The 19690-nt window shown below is 65.3% G+C and carries 16 protein-coding genes; 6 read left to right on the plus strand and 10 right to left on the minus strand.

Features of this window, described 5'->3' with window-relative positions; all coding sequences use genetic code 11:
- Window positions 1-47 precede the first annotated feature (47 nt).
- The gene (locus POR01S_RS04775; protein ID WP_037007914.1) at window positions 48-932 is read left to right on the plus strand and encodes a helix-turn-helix domain-containing protein; all 885 of its coding nucleotides are present in this window, start codon (window positions 48-50) and stop codon (window positions 930-932) included.
- Here the strand turns inward: POR01S_RS04775 and POR01S_RS04780 are convergent.
- Both POR01S_RS04780 and POR01S_RS04785 read right to left on the minus strand, forming a co-directional pair.
- Complete coding sequence (locus tag POR01S_RS04780) at window positions 892-3963, minus strand: hybrid sensor histidine kinase/response regulator (protein WP_042134099.1); 3072 nt, start codon at window positions 3961-3963, stop codon at window positions 892-894. The genes POR01S_RS04775 and POR01S_RS04780 overlap by 41 nt on opposite strands.
- A 42-nt stretch (window positions 3964-4005) precedes the next feature.
- On the minus strand, window positions 4006-5274 hold the full coding sequence (locus tag POR01S_RS04785) for a 3-phosphoshikimate 1-carboxyvinyltransferase (RefSeq protein ID WP_042134100.1): 1269 nt from the start codon (window positions 5272-5274) through the stop codon (window positions 4006-4008).
- Window positions 5275-5478: 204 nt separating this feature from the next.
- Between POR01S_RS04785 and POR01S_RS04790 the strand changes: the two genes are divergently transcribed.
- The 3 genes from POR01S_RS04790 (at window position 5479) to POR01S_RS04800 (ending at window position 9241) form a co-directional block, all read left to right on the plus strand.
- Window positions 5479-7056 (plus strand): alkaline phosphatase D family protein, encoded by a 1578-nt coding sequence (locus POR01S_RS04790; protein WP_042134104.1) that lies wholly within the window; start codon window positions 5479-5481, stop codon window positions 7054-7056.
- A gap of 94 nt (window positions 7057-7150) precedes the next feature.
- Complete coding sequence (locus POR01S_RS04795) at window positions 7151-8095, plus strand: DNA replication terminus site-binding protein (protein WP_042134106.1); 945 nt, start codon at window positions 7151-7153, stop codon at window positions 8093-8095.
- A gap of 552 nt (window positions 8096-8647) precedes the next feature.
- Window positions 8648-9241 (plus strand): DUF1349 domain-containing protein, encoded by a 594-nt coding sequence (locus POR01S_RS04800; RefSeq protein ID WP_042134108.1) that lies wholly within the window; start codon window positions 8648-8650, stop codon window positions 9239-9241.
- A gap of 11 nt (window positions 9242-9252) precedes the next feature.
- On the opposite strand, the gene POR01S_RS04805 is transcribed toward POR01S_RS04800, so the two are convergent.
- Together POR01S_RS04805 and POR01S_RS04810 are read right to left on the minus strand one after the other, a co-directional pair.
- Window positions 9253-10026, minus strand: a complete 774-nt coding sequence (locus POR01S_RS04805) for an L-iditol 2-dehydrogenase (RefSeq protein ID WP_042134110.1) — start codon at window positions 10024-10026, stop codon at window positions 9253-9255.
- A 60-nt stretch (window positions 10027-10086) separates the two neighbouring features.
- Window positions 10087-11394 carry an ABC transporter substrate-binding protein gene (locus tag POR01S_RS04810; RefSeq protein WP_042134112.1) on the minus strand — a complete coding sequence of 436 codons (1308 nt, stop codon included), beginning with the start codon at window positions 11392-11394 and terminating at the stop codon, window positions 10087-10089.
- Window positions 11395-11642: 248 nt separating this feature from the next.
- Here POR01S_RS04810 and POR01S_RS04815 point away from each other — a divergent pair, with 248 nt between their 5' ends.
- Window positions 11643-12557: an AraC family transcriptional regulator gene (locus tag POR01S_RS04815; protein ID WP_037007812.1), complete on the plus strand. Its 915-nt coding sequence runs from the start codon at window positions 11643-11645 to the stop codon at window positions 12555-12557.
- A gap of 92 nt (window positions 12558-12649) precedes the next feature.
- On the opposite strand, the gene mgrA is transcribed toward POR01S_RS04815, so the two are convergent.
- The 6 genes from mgrA to POR01S_RS04845 form a co-directional block, all read right to left on the minus strand.
- Window positions 12650-13687 carry an L-glyceraldehyde 3-phosphate reductase gene (gene mgrA, locus POR01S_RS04820; RefSeq protein WP_007161728.1) on the minus strand — a complete coding sequence of 346 codons (1038 nt, stop codon included), beginning with the start codon at window positions 13685-13687 and terminating at the stop codon, window positions 12650-12652.
- Between the two features lie 534 nt (window positions 13688-14221).
- Window positions 14222-15196 (minus strand): 5-oxoprolinase subunit C family protein, encoded by a 975-nt coding sequence (locus POR01S_RS04825; RefSeq protein ID WP_027602291.1) that lies wholly within the window; start codon window positions 15194-15196, stop codon window positions 14222-14224.
- Window positions 15193-16065, minus strand: coding sequence for a 5-oxoprolinase subunit B family protein (locus tag POR01S_RS04830; protein ID WP_042134115.1), 873 nt, complete (start codon window positions 16063-16065; stop codon window positions 15193-15195). The genes POR01S_RS04825 and POR01S_RS04830 overlap by 4 nt, the downstream gene beginning before the upstream one ends.
- Window positions 16062-17435 (minus strand): acetyl-CoA carboxylase biotin carboxylase subunit, encoded by a 1374-nt coding sequence (locus tag POR01S_RS04835; protein ID WP_042134117.1) that lies wholly within the window; start codon window positions 17433-17435, stop codon window positions 16062-16064. The genes POR01S_RS04830 and POR01S_RS04835 overlap by 4 nt, the downstream gene beginning before the upstream one ends.
- Window positions 17432-17683, minus strand: a complete 252-nt coding sequence (locus tag POR01S_RS04840; RefSeq protein ID WP_027599349.1) for an acetyl-CoA carboxylase — start codon at window positions 17681-17683, stop codon at window positions 17432-17434. The genes POR01S_RS04835 and POR01S_RS04840 overlap by 4 nt, the downstream gene beginning before the upstream one ends.
- A 93-nt stretch (window positions 17684-17776) precedes the next feature.
- Entirely contained in the window at window positions 17777-18541 is a 765-nt protein-coding gene (locus tag POR01S_RS04845) for a 5-oxoprolinase subunit PxpA (protein ID WP_027599348.1), read from the minus strand.
- 118 nt (window positions 18542-18659) lie between these two features.
- On the opposite strand from POR01S_RS04845, the gene POR01S_RS04850 reads away from it, so the two are divergent.
- Window positions 18660-19577: a LysR family transcriptional regulator gene (locus POR01S_RS04850; RefSeq protein WP_027602295.1), complete on the plus strand. Its 918-nt coding sequence runs from the start codon at window positions 18660-18662 to the stop codon at window positions 19575-19577.
- Window positions 19578-19690: the final 113 nt, after the last annotated feature.

A 19690-nucleotide genomic window follows, 5' to 3' on the forward strand; every position in this document is an offset into this window, starting at 1 on the left:
TCTGGTACTTTTCAATGATTCGTGCGGCTATCGCCCAGGGACTGACGATGACCACTGCCTTGCCACCCATCTTCAAGCTGTATGGCGAGGCCCAGGCCTGGCCAGCGCCGGACCTGCTGCACTGCGAAACCATCGAGAGTCGCAGTCGGCTGCATGCCTGGCATATCGAAACCCATCGTCATGCGGATCTAGCGCAGCTGCTCTATGTGCGCCAGGGCGGGGTGCGCCTGCAGCTGGAAGACTGGCAGGGCGAAAGGACCGGGCCGCTGCTGGTGGTGCTGCCGGTGTTGTGCGTGCATGCCTTCGAATTCGAGCCCTCGGTGGAGGGTTTCGTGGTCACCCTGCCGGTGCCTCAGCTGGAGCGCCTGAAGCAGCGCTGCCAGAGAGCCGGGCAGGGACTGTTCCTGGCGGCCGGGTGCCTGGACCTGAGCGGACCCGACGCCCCCTGGATCGATCAGTTGATCGGTCAGCTCGTCGCCGAATACGAGGGCCACAAGCCCGGTCGCGAGGTCATGCTCGAAGCCCTGCTCGACAGCCTGGCGATCTGGCTGCTGCGGCAGCATCGGCCCGAACAGGGCGCGACCCTGCCACGACGCGCCGAACAGCACCTGGGACGCTTTCTGGCGCTGGTGGAGCAGCATTATCGCGAGCACTGGAGCCTGGGGCGCTACGCGGCGGCGCTCGGGATCTCGGGAGTACACCTGAACGGCCTCTGCCGGCAGCTGGCCGGTGCCTCGGCGCTGGCCATCGTGCACCAGCGCCTGCTGCTGGAGGCGCGCCGCACCCTGACCTACACCCAGGCATCGGTGGGCGAGATCGCCGATGCCCTGGGCTTTGCCGATCCGGCCTACTTCGCCCGCTTCTTCCGCCGTGGCACCGGCCAGAGTCCGCTCAGTTATCGCCGTCTTGCGGGCCAACAGCCGCCGAGCTGAGGGGCAGGGGATCGGCTGCCAGGGTTTCACCGACACGCGTGGCCAGGGCGTCGAGATTGAAGGGCTTGGTGATCAGGGTCATGCCGGGATCGAGATAGCCTTCCAGGTGGGCCCCCTCGGCATAGCCGGTGGCGAACAGTACCTTGAGGCCGGGCCGGCGCTGCCGCGCGATCTCGGCCAGCTGGCGACCGTTCATGCCCGGCAGGCCGACATCGGACAGCAGCAGGTCGATGGGACGGCCGCTTTCCAGCAACGGCAGGGCGCCGCGCGCGTCTTCGGCCTGCAGGGTCGCGTAGCCCAGTTCGCGCAGCAGATCCACCACCATCTGCCGGACCACGGGTTCGTCTTCCACCACCAGCACGGTCTTGCCGGCGCTGTGAGGGATGACCGTAGGGGAGGCCAGTCGCGGCGGCTCGACATCGGCGCCCAGGTAGCGGGGCAGGTAGAGGCCCACGGTCGTGCCCTGGCCGGGCAGGGAATCGAGCCGGACATGCCCCTTGGACTGCTTGGCGTAGCCATAGATCATCGACAGCCCCAGGCCGGTGCCCTGGCCGATGGGCTTGGTGGTGAAGAAGGGGTCGAAGGCGCGCGCCATGACCTCGGGTGGCATCCCGGTGCCGTTGTCCTCCACCAGCAGCGCCACGTAGTCACCGGCGCTCACGGCGTCCAGGCCATTGCCACTGTCGCTGAGATAGACATTGCGCGTCTCGATGCGGACGGTGCCGCCATGGGGCAGGGCATCGCGGGCATTGATGACCAGGTTGAGCAGGGCGCTTTCCAGTTGGTGAGCATCGGTGAGCGCCTGCCAGAGTCCGGCGTCCAGCTCGAGCTGCAGGACGATATCGCCGCGCAGACTGCGTAGCAGCAGCTCCTCCATGGAGCGCACGCAGTCGTTGACGTGAATGGGCTGCAGATCCAGCGCCTGGCGCCGGGAAAAGGCCAGCAGCCGCTGGGTGAGGGCGGCGGCGCGCTGGGCGGAGGTCAGCGCCGAATGCAGATACTGGTCGAATTTGTCCTGACGACCGGCCTTCTGGTGCCGCTGCAGCATGTCGAGACTGCCCATGATGCCGGTCAGCAGATTGTTGAAGTCGTGGGCGATGCCACCGGTGAGCTGACCCACAGCTTCCATCTTCTGCGCCTGGCGCAACTGCTCCTGCAGCTCCTGCTGCTCGGTGACGTCGCGACCCACGGCGTAGATCAGCTCATCTTCGGCGCTGGCGGTCCAGTCGAGGATGCGATAGCTGCCATCGCGGCCACGCAACCGCGCCCTGAGATTGGCCGAGCCCTGCTGGCGGCCCAGGCTGCGCAGGGTATCGAAGACCTGGCGCTGATCGTCGGGATGGATGAGTTCAGTGAGCTGGATGCTGGCCAGATCGGTCTCACGCCGTCCCAGCAGGCGGGTGGCGGCGCTGTTCACCGTCTTCACCTCGCCATCGGCGCGGCAGATCACCATGAGGTCATGGCTGATGCGCCACATCCGGTCACGCTCGCGGGTGCGCAGTTCGATCTGCTGTTCCAGCTCCTGGCGCGAACGGGTGAGGACCTCCCGCGCATCGACGATGCTCTGGATATCGGTGCAGGTGCCGAACCATTGCTCGATGCGGCCCTTGGCGTCACGCACCGGTTGCGCCCGGCCGAGCACCCAGCGATACCGCCCGGAGCGATGCCGCAGGCGATATTCGATATGGTAGGGCTCGCCGGTGCTGAGGCTGTGGTGCCAGACCTTCCAGGTGCGCTCCTGGTCGTCCGGGTGGAAGACGTTGGCCCAGCCTTCGCCCTCCGTGGACCCTTCCGGCACCCCGGTGAATTCGTACCAGCGGTTGTTGAAATAGAAGTGGTGGCCATCGGGGCGGGTGGCCCAGACCATCTGGTCGATGGAGTTGATGATGGCGCGCAGCTGCGCCTCGTTGCGCGCCAGCTCCTGAGCCTGGCGGCGATGATTGCTGATGTCGATGAACAATACCGCGAAACGATCGCCCGGCAGCTTGTGGGCGCGCACCTCGTACCAGTGTTCATGCTGCAGGTGCAGCAGGATGTCGAACTGGGTGAATTCGGCATCGCCGTTCATGAAGTCGACATAGGCAGGCAGCAGGTCGGCTTCCAGCTGCGGCAGGGATTGGCGCAGCGTCCGCCCCAGGACCTGATCCAGGGGGATGCCGGTGAGGGTGGCGAAGACCGGATTGACCTCCAGGAAACGGAAATCCTCCATCCGGCCAGCGGCATCGCGGATCGCCTGGGCCATGTAGAAGCCCTCGCGCATGCCGTGGTACAGCTCCTGCAGCCAGAGATCGCGTTCGGTGATGGCGGCTTCGTTGAGCTTGCGCTCGGTGATGTCGTAGCACACGCCCAGATAGCGGCCGCCGCCCTGGCTGGTCATCAACTGGCCGCGCCGACCGAGCCAGCGCTCCTCGCCGGTGTCGGCACGGCGAATGCGGTATTCGAGATAGTCGAGGGCGTCGTCGTCCGGCGCCGCGGTCAGGGTTCGCAGGCTGGAGACGTCGTCGGGATGCAGCTGCCGGATCAGCTCTTCCAGGGGATAGCTGCGGCGGACCGGTAAGCCCCACAGCTGGCAGAATCCCGAGGACACCAGCAGTCGGGCCTCGCCGGGTAACAGCTCGAAGGTACCGACGCGCCCGACCTCCTGGGCCAGTCGCACCCGCTCCTCGGCTATCAGCTGATCGGTCCTGTCCTGCAGCACATGCACGAAGCCGAGCGGGTGCTCGGCGTCCTTCAGAGCGGTAGTGGCGATCTCCACCCAGCGTGGCGTACCGCCCTGCACCGTGATCCAGCCGGCGCCCTGGCCGTGCTCGTCGACCAGCGCCTGATGCAGGGCGGTGGTCAGGAAGGCGGCGTCCCGACCCGACGTCAGCAGATCAGCGAAGCGCTGGCCCCGGGCTTCGCTGGCCGGCCAGCCACATAGCAGTTCTGCCCCGCGGTTCCAACGCTCGATGCACCCGTCACGGTCGGTGATGACCAGAGCGTGGGAGGTCAACTGCAAAAGCGCCTGCTGTTCGAGCAGAGAGGTCGACATGCGGGGATTCCATTCAGCGAGCGGGCGTGTGACGGGCGTTACCTAGGCTTCGATACCCTCGCTCAGCTGGACGTTCAAACTGCGCAGGGCATTCCAGTATTCAGGATAGGTCTTGCCGACGCATTCGGGGTTCAGAATGCGGATGCCTGCCACCTTCAGGCCGGCCAGGGCGAAGCACATGGCGATCCGGTGGTCGGCGTGGGTCTCGATCACGGCATCGGTCCGGGTACCGGCCAGGGCAGGGTCGGCCGCCACCAGCAGGTCGTCACCCTCGACGCTGGCGAGACCGGCGCGAATGGCGTTGAGGCCGTCGTGCAACGCCGCCACCCGGTCGCATTCCTTCACGCGCAGATTGGCCAGGCCCACGAAGCGCACGGGGGTTTCGTTGAAGGCTGCCAGGACCGCCAGGGTAGGAATGGCATCCTGCATCTGCGAGCCGTCGATGACCGCCGGCAGCCGAGGGAAGGCGGCGATGTGGTCGAGGGCCTTGGCATCGGGCTGGGTGAAGGCGTCGTCGGCCACCCCCAGGTCGATGGTCCCGCCAGTGAGGGCCTGGGCCGCCCAGAGATAGGTGGCGGCGGAGGCGTCCGGCTCGATGAAGTAGTCCCGTGCGACGTAGCCGGTCGGGGCGACCCGCCAGGTGGCGGCGTCCAGCTGCTCGACCTGGGCGCCGAAGGCGCGCATCGCCTCGACGGTCAGGTCGACATAGCCGCGGGCACCGATGTCGCTGCCGCGCAGGGCGACGTCCACCGGTTCGCTGCCGAGCGCGGCCAGCATCAGCAGGGCGGAGACGTACTGGCTGGACAGGCCGGCATCCACCTCGAAGCGGCGCGCGGTGAGACGGCCCTGACCGGTAACGGTTACCGGCGGGCAGCCACTCGGCGCCTCCACCTGGATGCCATTGGCGCTCAGGGTCTCCAGCAGGGGACCGATCGGCCGCTTCTGCATATAGGCGTCACCGGTCAGGGTCACGGCGCCGTCGACGGTGGCCACCGCCGCGGTCAGGAAGCGCACCGCCGTGCCGGCATTGCCGAGAAACAGCGGTGCTTCCGGTTGCTGCAGGCGCCCGGAGCTGGTCACCACGAAGGTGGTGGCATCGGGTTCGTCGACGGTGACACCCATCTGCCGCAGCGCCTCGGACATGTGCCGGGTGTCATCGCTCTTGAGGGCGCCGGTCAGGCGGCTGGTGCCCTTGGCCAGCGCTGCCAGCAGCAGGGCGCGGTTGGTGATGGACTTGGAACCGGGTGGGGCGACCCGTCCATGTAGCGCGACGTTGGGCGGGGTGACGGTGATGTAGGGTCTGGCGGACATGGGGGCTCCAAGCAACTTCGCGACGGCCACAACGGCGGATCGTAATGGGGGCGCCATGATGCCATTTCAGACCGCCCAGGCCAAAGCACCCGTACTTTAATACCACCCCCACAGGGACCGTGGCTTTCACCTGATACCCCTATTGTCACGAACAGGTCATCAAGACGGGGTAGTGCTAGCCTTTTTCCGCCAGAGGCCGTTGCCATGTCCCTTATCCGTCCCGATCGTCGTCGCGTTCTGCAAGGCCTGGGTGCCACGCTGCTGTTGCCCGCACTGGGCCAGCGAACTTGGGCCGCACCAGCAGGGCGCCCGGGAATACCCGATGGGGTCCAGGCGGGGGATGTCACTGGCGGGCAGGCGCTGATCTGGAGTCGGACGGATCGTCCGGCGCGGCTGCTGGTGGAGTGGGATACCCAGGAGAGCTTTCGCTCCCTGCGCAAGGCGGCAGGACCCGTCACCACGGCGGCCCAGGACTACACGGCCCGCATCGACCTGGCCGGGCTGCCGGCCGATCAGCGCATCTTCTACCGCGTGCGCTTCGAAGACGTAGACAGCGGCGCGCTCAGCGAGCCCGTCATCGGCCACCTGCGCTCGGCGCCCAGTCAGCGCGGCGATATCCGCTTCGTCTGGGGCGGCGACACCGTGGGGCAGGGCTTTGGCATCAATCCCGACATCGGCGGCATGCGCATCTACAACGCCATGCGCGAGCGGCGGCCGGACTTCTTCCTGCACAGCGGCGACACCATCTATGCCGACGGCCCGGTCCCGGCCCAGCTGACGGTGGAAGAGGGACGCATCTGGCGCAACCTCACCACCGAGGCCAAGAGCAAGGTGGCGGAAACCCTGGACGAATTCCGCGGCAACTATCGTTACAACCTGATGGACGCCCACCTCAAGAGATTCAACGCCGAGGTGCCCCAGGTGTGGCAGTGGGACGACCACGAGACCACCAACAACTGGTCGCCGAGCAAGACGCTGGACGATCGCTACCAGGTCAAGGACATCAATGTCCTGAGCGGTCGGGCCCGCCAAGCCTTCCTGGAATACGCGCCCATGCGGGGCGTCTCGGCCGACGGGGCAGGGCGCATCTATCGACGGATCGCCTATGGCCCCCTGCTGGATGTCTTCGTGCTGGACATGCGCAGCTATCGCGCCGGCAACGACAGCAACCTGGGTAGCGAGGAGGGCGGTCAGGGCGCCTTTCTGGGTCAGGAGCAACTCGACTGGCTGAAGAAGGAGCTGCAGGCGTCCAAGGCGACCTGGAAGGTGATCGCGGCCGATATGCCCATCGGGCTGCAGGTCCCGGATGGCAAGGACGCGCAGGGCCAGGCGCGCTGGGAGGCGATCGCCAACGGCGATCCCGGAGCCCCCAAGGGGCGCGAGCTGGAAACGGCCGACCTGCTGCGCTTCATCGCCCGGCAGGGGATCCGCAACACCGTCTGGCTTACCGCGGACGTGCATTACTGCGCCGCGCACCACTATCACCCGGACAGGGCGGCCTTCCAGGATTTCGAACCCTTCTGGGAATTCGTGGCGGGGCCGCTGAACGCCGGCAGCTTCGGTCCCAACCCGCTGGATGCCACCTTCGGGCCCGAAGTGGTGTTCCAGAAGGCGCCGCCCCAGGCCAACACCTCACCGCTGAGCAACTTTCAATTCTTCGGGGAGGTGGAGATCGACGGCAAGACCGCTGAATTGCAGGTCACTCTCAGGGATCAGGACGGCCGTCCGCAATTTACCCAGAAGCTGCAGCCCCTGAATAGCAATACCACCCCCACAGCGTAAATACACTTAATGATAATCCTCTGCACAGCTATCAAGAAGAGGTCCAAGTTCTTGTAAATGCTACAATCTGGTAGATATCAGGTTGGAGTTGGCCATGTACGAAGACATCAAGAGCGCGTTCGAAGACCTCAAGCGGAGCATCGCTATCTTCAATGAACGCTGGCCCGGGAAGGTGATAGCTGCCCGGGTCTGGCGGCTGCCGCTGCTGGCCCAACAGCGGGTGCCCGACCACATCGCGGCGGAGTCCTTCGAGGGCAGCGCCGCGGTGGAACTCACCCGCGATGCCTTGCTGGCCTTCCATCTGCAACCCGGCCAGGCACCGGGTACGGTCAGCCGACTGCCCGGTTATATCGCCCTGGCCGAGCCGCTGATGGAGGAGATCCTGGCCATCAATACCTGCAAGGCCGCCTTCAGCGCGGCGATCGAGCAGACACGCCTGGAACTGGAGCTGGCGCCGGAGGCGCGGCCCCGCATCATGCGCAAGGCCCTGGGCGGCGCCTTCAATACCAAGCAGCTGATCCGCAAGGTGCATGGCTTTCCCGATCCGGTCCGGCAGCTGACCTTTACCTGGGCCGGGCACACCGCAGGGGGAGAGCGGGTCAAGGTGGCCAAGGTGCGCGAGCAACTCAAGACCCTGGCCATGGCCCGTGCCGACCGGGAGCGGATCGCTCTGGATCGCACCTCGGAATGGCAGGAACACCAGGCGCTCAATCGCATGGCGGACGATGACATCCTGGTCCGCCACAAGAAGATCGCACCGCATCCGCGGGCGATGCTCTGGTTCGGCGAGGAGAGTCGCTATGACGCCATGATCCACGCGAACCTGCCGGTGTTCGTGGTACCGGCTCAGGACGGCATGCAGGTCGTCGATCTGCGCGACTTCGACCGGACTCAGCGCGGGGCACTGCGACCCGACATCAAGCCGCGTCGCGAGGTGCTGGCCACGCGGTTGCTGTACCTGCCCACCGATAACCCGGAACGGCCCGCCGCCCAGCGCAACAACGAGGCTACGCTCAAGCGCTCGACCTACAGTCGCTGAGCCCCGATGACGTTACCGAGCGGGTGGATGTCGTAACCAGATCCTTCATGGCCGAGTGAAAAGGTAACGAAATCCTCCGCAACAGTTGCCTGCACACCAGCCTCGAATCAGAGAAACCCAGGATTTTCAACGACTTATGAATGTTGGCACGGCGAGTGCTTTATTACTGGCACAAGAACAACAAGATGCGCCGCTAACCGCCCACAACAAGAACAAGACGGCCAAGGCTCGCGAACCGATCATTTTGGAACGCTCCAGAGCAACCAAAGTAATCTGTTCACTTCCCACCTCGTTGGTGGGGCGTACTAAAGATCGATGACGTCGACGTCCGACAACAAATACAAGAGGACAGCAGACGTACTTGAACAGGGGAGCCTCAGGGCTCCCTTTTTTCATGCCTGCAAAAAAGTCGCTGGAGGGCAGGTAATGGCCCCTGGCACAGCGCTCAGCACTCTGCTCGTGGTCCTCGCAGTACGATTTACCGTCTGGCTTTGGCGCATCGGGCATCCGTGATCTATCGTGAGCGCAGCCCATCCGCCATGGATACCTGTCATGACCCTTGCGAAGACCCTGCCTGCCCATTGGCTGAACGAGCCGACGCGCTGGTCCGATACGGACGGCCTGCTGCATATCAGCACCGATCGCGAGACCGACTTCTGGCAGAAGACCCAATACGGCTTCGAACGTGACAGCGGACATTTCCGGGGTTATGCGGCCGGCGCGGACTTCACCGTGCAGGTGCGGATCACCGGGACCTTTACCGAGCTGTACGACCAGGCCGGCCTGATGGTGCGGCAGGGCAGCGAGCGCTGGTGCAAGACCGGGCTCGAGATCAACGATGGCATCGCCCATCTGGGCAGCGTCCTCACCCTGGGGCATTCCGACTGGGCCCTCGGGCCGATGCCGGATGCGGTCAGGGGATTCTGGTTGCGCATGACGCTGAACGCCGAGGTGCTGCGCCTCCAGTATTCCCTGGATGGGCAGACCTGGCCGCTGTTGCGGCTGTGCCGCTTCGCGAGCGAAGAGGGTGCGGCCCTGCAGGTCGGGCCCTATTGCTGTTCGCCGCAGCGCGAGGGCCTGGAGGTCAGCTTTGCCGACCTGCAGATCGGGCCGGCGATCGTCAAGGAACTGCACGACCTAAGCTGACCGCGAGGCGATCAGCTCATCCAGTTGCCGCCGTCGACGTTGTAGGTCTGGGCCACCACGAAGTCGCTGTCACTGGATGCCAGGAACAGCGCCATGCCGACCAGGTCCTCGGCGGTTCCCATCCGGCCGTAGGGCACGGCTTCGCCGACCAGGCGCTTCTTCTCGCCCAGCGGTCGTTGCTCGTAATGGGCGAAGAGGGCGTCCACACCTTCCCAATGCTCGCCATCGACCACGCCCGGGGCGATGGCATTGACGTTGATGCGGTGCTTGATGAGGTCGAGGCCGGCCGACTGGGTCAGGCTGATCACCGCCGCCTTGGTCGCGCAATAGACCGCAACCAGGGCTTCGCCGCGGCGACCGGCCTGACTGGCCATGTTGATGATCTTGCCGCCATGCCCCTGGGCGATCATCTGCCGGGCAGCGGCCTGCAGGGTGAAAAGGGGGCCGGCCACGTTGATGGCGAACAGCCGGTCATAGCTTTCCCGCGAGATCTCGACGATGGGCGCCAGGTCGAACAGGGCGGCGTTGTTGACCAGGATGTCGAGCTTGCCGGCGGTAGCGACCACCTGGGCGATGGCCATGTCGATGGAGGCCTGGTCGGTGACGTCCATGGCCAGGGCGTAGGCGCGCTCGCCCAGTTCCTCGGCCGTTTCGCGGGCTCTTTCGATGTTGATGTCGGCGATGGCCACCGTCGCGCCTTCCTTGATGTAGGCCTGGGCGAAGGCCTTGCCGATCCCGCGCGCGGCGCCGGTGATCAGGGCGCTTTTTCCTTCCAGTCTGTTCATGGTCTTGGCTCCAATCGAGAGAAGCCGACCGCGCGGTCGGCTTTTTGGGGTAGAAAGGGATTACTTGAGATAGCCCGCGCGTTTCATCTCGCGGGTCGTCGAGGTCTGGGCCGCGTTGAGGGCCTGTTCGACGCTCATCTGGCCGGTGAGGGCAGCCGAGAACAGCTTGCCGACCGAGGTGCCGATGGCCTGGAATTCGGGAATGGTCACGTACTGGATGCCGACGTAGGGCACCGGCTTGGCCGAGGGATGGGCCGGGTCGGCGTGCTGCATCATTTCCAGGGTGATCTTGGCGAAGGGCGCAGCGCTCAGGTAGGCCTGGCTGTAGGTGGACTGGCGAGTGCCCGGCGGGACGTTGGAGATGCCGTCCTGCTCGGCCACCAGCTGGATGTATTCCTTGGAAGTCGCCCAGGTGATGAAGGTCTTGGCCGCCTCCTTGTGCTTGGCGCTCGCCGGGATCGCCAGCGACCAGGCATACAGCCAGGACGAGCCCTTGTCGGTGACCTCATGGGGCGAGGCGGCGAAGCCGACCTCGTCCGCCACCTTGCTCTGGCTCTTGTCGGTGGTGAAGGAGCCGGCGACGCTGGCATCCACCCAGAGCGCGCACTTGCCGCTGTTGAACAGCGCCAGGTTCTCGTTAAAGCCGTTGCTGGAGGCGCCGGGCGGGCCGTACTTCTTCATGTTGTCGACATAGAAGTTGGCCGCTGCCGTCCACTCGGGACTGGTCAGTTCGGGGTGCCACTGCTCATCGAACCAGCGCGCGCCGAAGGCATTGCCCATCAGGCTGAGCAGCGCGACGTTTTCCCCCCAGCCGGCCTTGCCCCTCAGGCAGAGGCCGTATTGCTCCTTGTCCGGCTGGTTGAGCTGGCTTGCGAACGCGGCGAGTTGCGACCAGGTCGGCTTGTCGGGCATCTGCAGGCCGGCGGCCTTGAACAGGTCCTTGCGGTAGTAGGTGACGGTGCTTTCGCCATAGAACGGCAGGGCATAGAGATGGTTGTTGACCGACAGCCCCTGGCGGACCGCCGGGAAGATGTCTTCGACGTCATAGCTGGCAGGCAGGTTGTCGAGCGGCTCCAGCCAGTTCTTGGCCCCCCAGAGCGGGGTTTCGTAGGTGCCGATGGTCAGGACATCGAATTGGCCACCACCGGTAGTGATGTCGGTGGTCAGTCGCTGCCGCAGCACGTTTTCTTCGAGCACCACCCAGTTGAGCTTGATGTCGGGGTGCTGTTGTTCGAACACCTGGGACAGCCGCTGCATGCGCACCATGTCGCTGTTGTTGACGGTGGCAACGGTGACCGATTCGACGGCCTGGGCAATACCGGTCAACCCGAGACCGGCCAACAGCAGCAAGGCGATAGGGCGCTTCATCTTCTTCTCTCCGTGACTGCCACAACGGGCAGCTTGTTGTTGTTATCAATGACTGGCCGCCGATATAAATCTGATCTCGACAGCGCAGCTGGAGAGGATTACAACAGCAGGGCCAAGCCGCTGGCTAACCTGGCACTGACCGATTACCGATACATTTTTGACCTGGATCGCCGAGCGCACCGAGGTCAAAAAAGCATCGATAGCCAGGCCGGCCGGTGCGGGCCTACAAGAACGAGCAGAGGTGCATCATGAAGGCGACCGCCTTCCTCGAGGCGCGGCCGGCAGAGCTGGAAGTGATCTTCGCCGCGCCCGACCAGAGCTTTCGCTGGTACGAGCACGACTATCCCTACGCCTTGGCGCGCTGGAATCATCATCCGGAATACGAGATCCACCTGATCCGCCAGGGCAGCGGCCGGCTGCTGGCCGGCGACTATGTCGGGCCCTTTGCCGCAGGTCATGTGGCCATGATCGGGCCGGATCTACCGCACGACTGGATCGGTGATCTGCCACCCGGCGAGGTGCTCGCGGGCCGTGACGTGGTCATCCAGTTCAACGGCGAACTGTTGCGCTCGCTGAGCGCCGTGGCGCCGGAACTGGGCGATTATCTGCCGTTGCTGGAACAGGCCCGACGCGGCCTGGAGTTCAGCGGCGACACGGCCCGCGAAGCGGCTGCCTTGATCGAGGCGATCGGCCAGGCCCAGGGCGCCGAGCGGCTACTCAGGCTGTTCGCCTTGCTGGGCTTACTGTGCCGGGCGCCGGGAAGCGAGAGGCTCGTCCTGGCCAGTGCCTGTTATGCGCCGGCGCTGGATGCCCGCAGTTCCGCACGGGTGCATCAGGCCTTCGACTATCTGCTGAGCGAACTCACCGAGGACATCCGGCTGCCGGTGATCGCCAGGCGCGTCGGCATGAGCGAGGCGGGGTTTTCACGCTTCTTCAAGAAGGTCACCGGCCACGGTTTCATCGAACTGGCGCGCAAGCTGCGCATCCAGCGAGCCTGTCGGCTGCTGCTGCAGGCGGAGCTGTCCATCGCCGCCATCTGTTTCGAGGTGGGCTATTCCAACCTGTCCAATTTCAACCGGCATTTCCGCAACGAGACCGGACGGACGCCCAGTCAGTATCGCCAGGAGCAAATCGGAACCCGGCGTCAGCAGCCGCATGGGTGAGGGCGGGCGAGGGTGGTCATGCCCTGGGCCGGTAGGCGCTCATAGAGGTAGGCGTACCTGGCCCTGGAGCGCCAGATACGCCGAACACAGCCTTATTCCGCGCTGGACGGCTTGGCCCAGAGGTTGATGTCGCCTTCGACCGCATGGGTGTCGATCTCGGCCAGTTCCTCGGCGGTAAAGCTCAGGTTGTCCAGGGCCGCGACGTTTTCCACGATCTGTTCGGGCCGACTGGCGCCGATCAGGGCGCTGGTGATGCGCGGATCGCGCAGGGTCCAGGCCAGGGCCAGCTGCGCCAGACTCTGGCCGCGGCGCTTGGCGATGGCATCCAGGGCGCGGACCCGGGCCAGGTTCTCGGCAGACAGATGGCCTTGCTGCAGCGACTGGCCACCGGGCTGATTGACCCGGGCTTCGGCCGGAACGCCATTGAGGTACTTGTCGGTCAGCAAGCCCTGGGCCAGTGGCGTAAAGGCGATCACGCCGCTGCCGATTTCCTCGGTCGCATCCAGCAGATCCTTTTCGATCCAGCGATTGAGCAGGTTGTAGGCCGGCTGGTGGATAAGCAGCGGGATCTTCCAGTCGGCCAGCAGCTTGGCCATTTCCCGGGTCTTGGTCCCCGAATAGGAGCTGATGCCGATATAGAGCGCCTTGCCTTGCTGGACCGCGGTGGCCAGGGCGCTGGCAGTTTCTTCCAGCGGCGTGTGTTCGTCGAAACGGTGCGAATAGAAGATGTCGACGTAATCCAGGCCCAGGCGCTTGAGGCTCTGGTCCAGGCTGGCCAGCACGTATTTGCGCGAGCCGCCACCTTGGCCATAGGGCCCGGGCCACATGTCCCAGCCGGCCTTGCTGGAGATGATGAGTTCGTCGCGATAGGCGGCGAAGTCTTCGCGCAGCAACCGACCGAAATTGATTTCGGCGCTGCCATAGGGCGGCCCGTAATTGTTGGCCAGGTCGAAGTGATTGATGCCCAGATCGAAGGCGGTACGCAGCAAGGCACGCTGACGATCCAGCGGCGTGGTGTCGCCGAAGTTGTGCCAGAGGCCCAGCGACAGCGCCGGCAGCACGAGACCGCTGCGACCCACGCGGCGGTATGGAATACGGTCATAGCGATCGGAAGCGGCTTGATAAGCCATTCAAAACTCCTCGGGATGGAATACTTGTTGGAAACCCAGGACATTCGCGCGTGGTGACACAGGCGGAGGCGCGACCATCGAAAAAGAGCTCCGGGAACGGACGCCATCCGATTAAAGCTGTCGACGGCATCTTGTACAAACGGCCGCTGCGGATTTTGCGCTGCAGGTGTGCGGTAAGCGGCGATCTGAATTCCTGAAGCGGTCATGTCTGGCAAACTGGCAAGGCGGTAGCGGATTTCAGAAAGCCGCCAGCGTGAAAAGGCAGACACTCGGGTGCAGCGCTCCATAACCATAACTTCGCATAATGTATATTATGTTAAATTGGATATGGACCTAGACTGACAACTGCCCTTTGCCATCCCCTCCAGTCTTTGACCTTATCCCTGATTCGGCCACCTGCTTCGACTCCGGCTTCCCTACCCTGGCCCTGTTGATCAGCGATCAGGATCTCCTTGCATGACGATCCTGAAAACGCGTCCGTTGCGAACGACGCCTTCAGGATCTCTCGACTGATCACCGGCTGCCATCGAGTCCCTAGCTCGCCAACAGCTGCTCCAGTCGCTGCAGGCGCTCCTTGTACACACGCCGTGCGGCCAACGCGTCCTCCAGGGTTACCGCCACGAATCGCGCCTTCTGGTTGGGCTGCAGCTGGCCGATCAGATCCAGGTCGCTGCTGATGACCGTGCCGATCATGGCGTAGCCGCCACCCGACACGGCGTCTCGGTGCAGGACGATGGGTTCGAGGCCGGCCGGTACCTGGATCGAGCCGATGGGATAACAGCTGTCGACGATATTGGACGGATCCGAGCCGGCGCCAAAGGGTTGTTCGCGCGGCGTGAATTGCAACGGCCGGCCGCCCTTGAATCTGTAGCCGATTCGATCGGCTTCGGAGCCCACCGTCCAGGTATCGGCGAAGAACGCCTCGGCGGCGTCCGCAGTCAGGCGGTGATGATAGAGACCCGGAACGACCCGCAGGGTCACCTCGCCACCGCAAGCCGACACCAGGTCGACTGGCAACCGGACGCCAGGCTTGGCGCCTGTCGCCGGGGTTCCGACAGTCAGTTCGTCACCCGCGGCGAGCCTTCGGCCCTGGAAGCCACCGAGGCCGCCCAGGGTGTACGTCGAGCGACTGCCCAGCACCTCGGGCACGGCGAAACCGCCCGCCACGGCCAGATAGCCACGGGCGCCGGCCTTGAGGTAATCGAACTTGAGCACCTGGCCGGCGCGCACGCTGAAGGCTTCGTCCAGTGGCATTTCGGCGCCGTCCAGGCGTGGCGTCATGCGCGCGCCGCTCAGGGCAACCAGGGCGTCTTCGGTAAAGTGCAGCTCCGGGCCGAGCAAGGTGCATTCCAGGGCGGCGGCGCCGGGTGCGTTGCCCACCAGCAGATTGGCCGCGCGCAAGGCATAGCTGTCCATGGCCCCGGACGGCGGGATGCCCAGGTGGTAGTAGCCTTCGCGACCAAGATCCTGGATCGAGGTGGCCAGGCCGGGTTTGAGTACCTTGATCATGCCGGCTCCTCCATTAGGGTGCGCGGATAGCCACGGGGATCATCGAGAAAGGCGTCCAGGGAAAAGTCCACCGGACGGATATTCAGGGTGAAGCTACCCTCCTCTACCTCGGCCAGCATCCGGTCGTATTCGGCGCGGTCGATGGCGCGGAAACGGACGATGTCGCCGGGCCGGAAGAACACCATGTGGTCCTGCAGGTAATCGAGGCGCTGGGCCGGCTCGTAGATGGGCGCCGGCGTCACGCCAAACATCTGGTAGCCGCCGGCGCCTCGTACCGAATAGATGCAGCCGAAGCAGCCGCCGTGGCCGAGGGTCTGCTTGGGCGTGTCGGTGCGGGGTCGCAGGTACTTGGGAACCTGCAGCTGCCGCTCGGCCTCGACCATCTGGAACATGAACGGCAATCCGGCGACGAAGCCCACCATGGAGACGAACCAGGGCGCGCCGCTGTGGGCCGCGATGAAGGCCTCGACATCGGCCAGGCCGTTGATACGCGCGGCGTATTCCAGATCGGTAGCGGTCGGATCCTGGTGGCGATCGCGAAAGCGCATCAGCGTCTCGTGGGTCCAGGGGTCGTTGTAGAGCACCGGGATCTCGATCAGCCGCGTGGCCAGTTGGCGCTCGGCCACCGCCTGGTCTTCCACGCCCTGGACGGCGGCCAGCAGCCGGTCGGGCGGCAGGACATCGGGATCGAAGCGGATCTGGAAGGAGGCATTGGCCAGGCAGATGTCGTGGATGCCGGGCAATTGCAGCGCCTGCACCGCACGGGTCATGGCCAGGCCACGGAAAAACGCCTCCAGGGACATGCTTTCGGACAATTCGACGAACAGGTGCTCGTCGCCGCCGAAGCTATAGCGGATCGCAGTCGTCATGCGGGAATCTCCTCGGCCAACCAGTGTTCCAGGGTACCGGTGTCGAAGCGGGCTTCGATCACCCAAGGTTCGTCCAGCAGGCGGCGATGCAGACTGGCGGTGGTAGCCATGCCGGTCAGACGCAACTGGTCCAGCGCCTGGCGAGCACGGGCCAGGGCCTCGCCGCGATCGGCGCCATGGGCGATGAGCTTGGCCAGCAGCGAGTCGTAATAAGGCGGCACTCGGTAGCCTGCATAGAGATGACTGTCGACGCGGATGCCCGGACCCTGCGGCCAGGCGAGCTGCTCGACGGTCCCGGGGCTGGGAAAGAAATTGCGCGCCGGATCTTCGGCGTTGAGTCTCAGCTCGATGGCGGCGCCCTGCAGATGGATGTCTTCCTGGCGCAGCCCCAGGGGTTCACCTCCGGCGATGCGCAACATGGCCTGGACCAGATCGATGCCGGTGACCATCTCGGAGACCGGATGCTCCACCTGGATGCGGGTATTCATCTCGATGAAGAAGAACTCGCCGCGGGCTTCGTCGAACAGGTATTCCAGGGTGCCGGCGCCCCGATAGCCGAGGCTTTCGGCCAGGCGTACCGCGCTGGCGCAAAGGGTCTCGCGCTGGGCGGCGCTCAGGACCGGCGATGGCGCCTCTTCCAGCAGCTTCTGCCGGCGCCGCTGCAGCGAGCATTCGCGCTCGAACAGATGCACGGCGCGCTGGCCATCGCCAAGGATCTGCACCTCTATATGCCGAGCGCGCTCGATGAAGCGCTCCAGATAGAGGGCGCCGCTGCCAAAGGCGGTCTGGGCTTCACGCTGGGCGATGGGAAACTCCCGCGCCAGCTCGGCGGCGTCGCGCGCCAGGCGGATGCCCCGGCCGCCTCCCCCGGCCGATGCCTTGATCAGCAGCGGATAGCCCACCGTCGCGGCTGCCGCTATGGCAGCCTCTATATCGGCCGGTTCGCCGGCAGAGCCCGGTACCACCGGGACGCCAGCCGCCAGCGCGGTGCGGCGCGCCTCGGCCTTGTCGCCCATGCGGCGGATGATGTCACCCGAAGGGCCGACGAAGATGGCACCGGCCTCCTCCACCGCATCGGCAAAGGCAGCGTTCTCGGCCAGAAAGCCATAGCCGGGATGCACCGCATCGGCGCCGCTGTCTCGCAAGGCCGTGAGCAGAGCCTCTATATTGAGGTAGCTGCGATCCGCCCGCGCCGGGCCGATCACCACCACGGCATCGGCCTGGCGCGCCGCCAGCGAATCCCGGTCAGCCTCGCTGCAGGCCAGTACCGTCTCGATGTCCAGCGCCTTGGCGGCACGCAGGATACGGACGGCGATCTCGCCGCGATTGGCCACCAGCAGACGGCGGATGCCGCCCCCTGTCGTATTCACGAGGCGGCCCCGTTCAGGGTGGCCAGCAACTGACCCGGCTCGACCGGATCCCCGTCCTCGACGGCGAAGGCCGTCAGGGTCCCGGCGACCTCGGCGTGAACCTCGGAGAATTGCTTCATCACCTCGACCAGGCCGATCACGGTGCCGGCGGTGACGGTTTCCCCGACATCCACATAGGGCGCCGCATCGGGCGTGGGTTTGCGATAGAACGTTCCGGGCAGGGGCGAGAGCACCGAATGTTCGGCCATGACGATTCCTCTTCTAGGCAATGTTGTCGGAAAGGCAGGCGTAGCTAAGGGCAGGAGGACCCGGCGTCTTGGCGCCGGTGTCCGCATGGAAAACTAGCCGGCGCCCGGGGCGCGGATGGCGATGCCGGCGGCCTCCAGGCGCTGGCGGATGGCCTGGGCCAGGCCCAGCGCCCCGGGGGTGTCGCTGTGCAGGCAGATGGATTCGAAGGCCACCTCGACCTCGCCTCCCTCCACCGTGGCGACCCGTCCCTGCTGGCAGGCTTTGAGCACCCGGTCGGCCACCGCCTGAGGATCCAGCGCGCCCATGCGCCGGACCAGGACGATGGAGCCGCTGGCGTCGTAGTCCCGGTCGGCATAGAACTCGCGTACCAGGGGCTGGCCCAGCTCGCGACCGATTCGCCAGGTGGCCGAATCGGGCAAGCAATAGAGCAGCAGCCCGGGTTCGAGGCGTTGCAGCGTCTCCACCAGCAGCCGGGCCGCCGCCTCGTCCCGGGCCAGGTGCATGAACAGCGCACCATGGGGCTTGAGGTGCTGCAGCCGCAGGCCATGCAGCCGGGCGAATTCACGCAGGGCGCCCAGCTGATAGACGATATCGGCCACCAGTTCGTCGGCGGGCATCTGCAGGGGCCGACGGCCGAACCCCACCAGGTCGCGATAGCCCGGATGGGCGCCGATGGCCACGTTGCGGGCCTTGGCCTGCTGCACGGTGCGCTGCATGAGGCCGGGATCGCCGGCATGGAAGCCGGTGGCGATATTGGCCGAGCTGACCAGGTCGAGCAGCTGGTCGTCCACGCCGTCGCCCAGCGTCCAGGCGCCAAAGCCCTCGCCCATGTCGGAATTGAAGTCCACCTCGATCATTGCGGTATTCCCTGGCAGCGGTGCGTTGTCCTCGACCTTAGGACTGCCCTGCCCCCTTGGGAAGATTTATTATCCAAAGCCCAGCGTTCGGAAAAATCGATACCTCAGGACAGTCGCCATGGCCCTCACCCTGCGCCAACTCCGTTATTTCACCGCGACGGCAGAACTGGGGCAGATCTCCCAGGCGGCCATCCACCTGAACATTTCCCAGTCGGCGGTGACCAGCGCCATCCAGGAACTGGAGGGCCTGCTGAGCACCAGTCTGTTCGTCCGTTCGGCGCAAGGGATGGCGCTGACCGATGCCGGTCGGCATTTCCTCAACCATGCCTACGGTATTCTGCGCGGCGTCGACGACGCCCTCAGCAGCGCCCTGCCCGATCACCGCGCCAGCGGCGAGTTGCGCATTGCCGCCAGCTATACGGTGATCGGCTACTTCCTCCCCCACCACCTGCAACGCCTGGCACAGCTCTATCCCGAGGTGACGGTGGCGGTACACGAGCAGGAGCGCCAGGCCATCGAAGAGGCGCTGCTGGACAGGCGCATCGACATGGCGGTGGTGCTGACCGCCAACCTGACCCACGAGGACATCGTCTCCGAGACGCTCTTCAATTCCGAACGCCGGCTCTGGCTGCCCAGTGGCCATCCCTTGCGCGATCGACCCAACGTCAGCCTGGCGGATGTCGCCCGCGAGCCCTATGTCCTGCTGACCGTCGACGAGGCCGAACAGAGCGCCATGCGCTATTGGCGCCAGGCCGGTCATGAGCCCCAGGTGCGGTTGCGTACCAGTTCGGTGGAGGCCGTGCGCAGCATGGTGGCCAACGGCAGCGGTGTCGCCATTCTTTCCGATCTGGTCTATCGGCCCTGGTCGCTGGAGGGCAAACGGCTGGAGACCCGCACCCTGGTAGAGCCCATTACGCCCATGAGCGTGGGGCTGGCCTGGCATAGGGAGCATCCGCTGACGCCGGCCATGCAGGCCTTTCGCAGCTACTTCCACAGCGCCTTCCTGGCGCCCCAGCAACTGGGCGCGCGACGGTGATTGCAGGGACAAATCCTCACGAGCGAAAGGATTCGATCCGTATAACCGTCTGAATAGCTAAAATCCTCACGATCTTGAGGATTGCACCGGCTATCCCTTTGGCGTTAGCCTGA

The organism is Pseudomonas oryzihabitans NBRC 102199 (assembly GCF_000730625.1).
GTDB lineage: Bacteria > Pseudomonadota > Gammaproteobacteria > Pseudomonadales > Pseudomonadaceae > Chryseomonas > Chryseomonas oryzihabitans.

What these genes read in the sequence shown, in the direction of transcription:
- POR01S_RS04775 (WP_037007914.1), top strand. Translation starts at nt 48, where the DNA reads ATGACCACTGCCTTGCCACCCATCTTCAAGCTGTATGGCGAGGCCCAG.
- POR01S_RS04780 (WP_042134099.1), bottom strand. Translation starts at nt 3,963, where the DNA reads ATGTCGACCTCTCTGCTCGAACAGCAGGCGCTTTTGCAGTTGACCTCC.
- POR01S_RS04785 (WP_042134100.1), bottom strand. Translation starts at nt 5,274, where the DNA reads ATGTCCGCCAGACCCTACATCACCGTCACCCCGCCCAACGTCGCGCTA.
- POR01S_RS04790 (WP_042134104.1), top strand. Translation starts at nt 5,479, where the DNA reads ATGTCCCTTATCCGTCCCGATCGTCGTCGCGTTCTGCAAGGCCTGGGT.
- POR01S_RS04795 (WP_042134106.1), top strand. Translation starts at nt 7,151, where the DNA reads ATGTACGAAGACATCAAGAGCGCGTTCGAAGACCTCAAGCGGAGCATC.
- POR01S_RS04800 (WP_042134108.1), top strand. Translation starts at nt 8,648, where the DNA reads ATGACCCTTGCGAAGACCCTGCCTGCCCATTGGCTGAACGAGCCGACG.
- POR01S_RS04805 (WP_042134110.1), bottom strand. Translation starts at nt 10,026, where the DNA reads ATGAACAGACTGGAAGGAAAAAGCGCCCTGATCACCGGCGCCGCGCGC.
- POR01S_RS04810 (WP_042134112.1), bottom strand. Translation starts at nt 11,394, where the DNA reads ATGAAGCGCCCTATCGCCTTGCTGCTGTTGGCCGGTCTCGGGTTGACC.
- POR01S_RS04815 (WP_037007812.1), top strand. Translation starts at nt 11,643, where the DNA reads ATGAAGGCGACCGCCTTCCTCGAGGCGCGGCCGGCAGAGCTGGAAGTG.
- mgrA (WP_007161728.1), bottom strand. Translation starts at nt 13,687, where the DNA reads ATGGCTTATCAAGCCGCTTCCGATCGCTATGACCGTATTCCATACCGC.
- POR01S_RS04825 (WP_027602291.1), bottom strand. Translation starts at nt 15,196, where the DNA reads ATGATCAAGGTACTCAAACCCGGCCTGGCCACCTCGATCCAGGATCTT.
- POR01S_RS04830 (WP_042134115.1), bottom strand. Translation starts at nt 16,065, where the DNA reads ATGACGACTGCGATCCGCTATAGCTTCGGCGGCGACGAGCACCTGTTC.
- POR01S_RS04840 (WP_027599349.1), bottom strand. Translation starts at nt 17,683, where the DNA reads ATGGCCGAACATTCGGTGCTCTCGCCCCTGCCCGGAACGTTCTATCGC.
- POR01S_RS04845 (WP_027599348.1), bottom strand. Translation starts at nt 18,541, where the DNA reads ATGATCGAGGTGGACTTCAATTCCGACATGGGCGAGGGCTTTGGCGCC.
- POR01S_RS04850 (WP_027602295.1), top strand. Translation starts at nt 18,660, where the DNA reads ATGGCCCTCACCCTGCGCCAACTCCGTTATTTCACCGCGACGGCAGAA.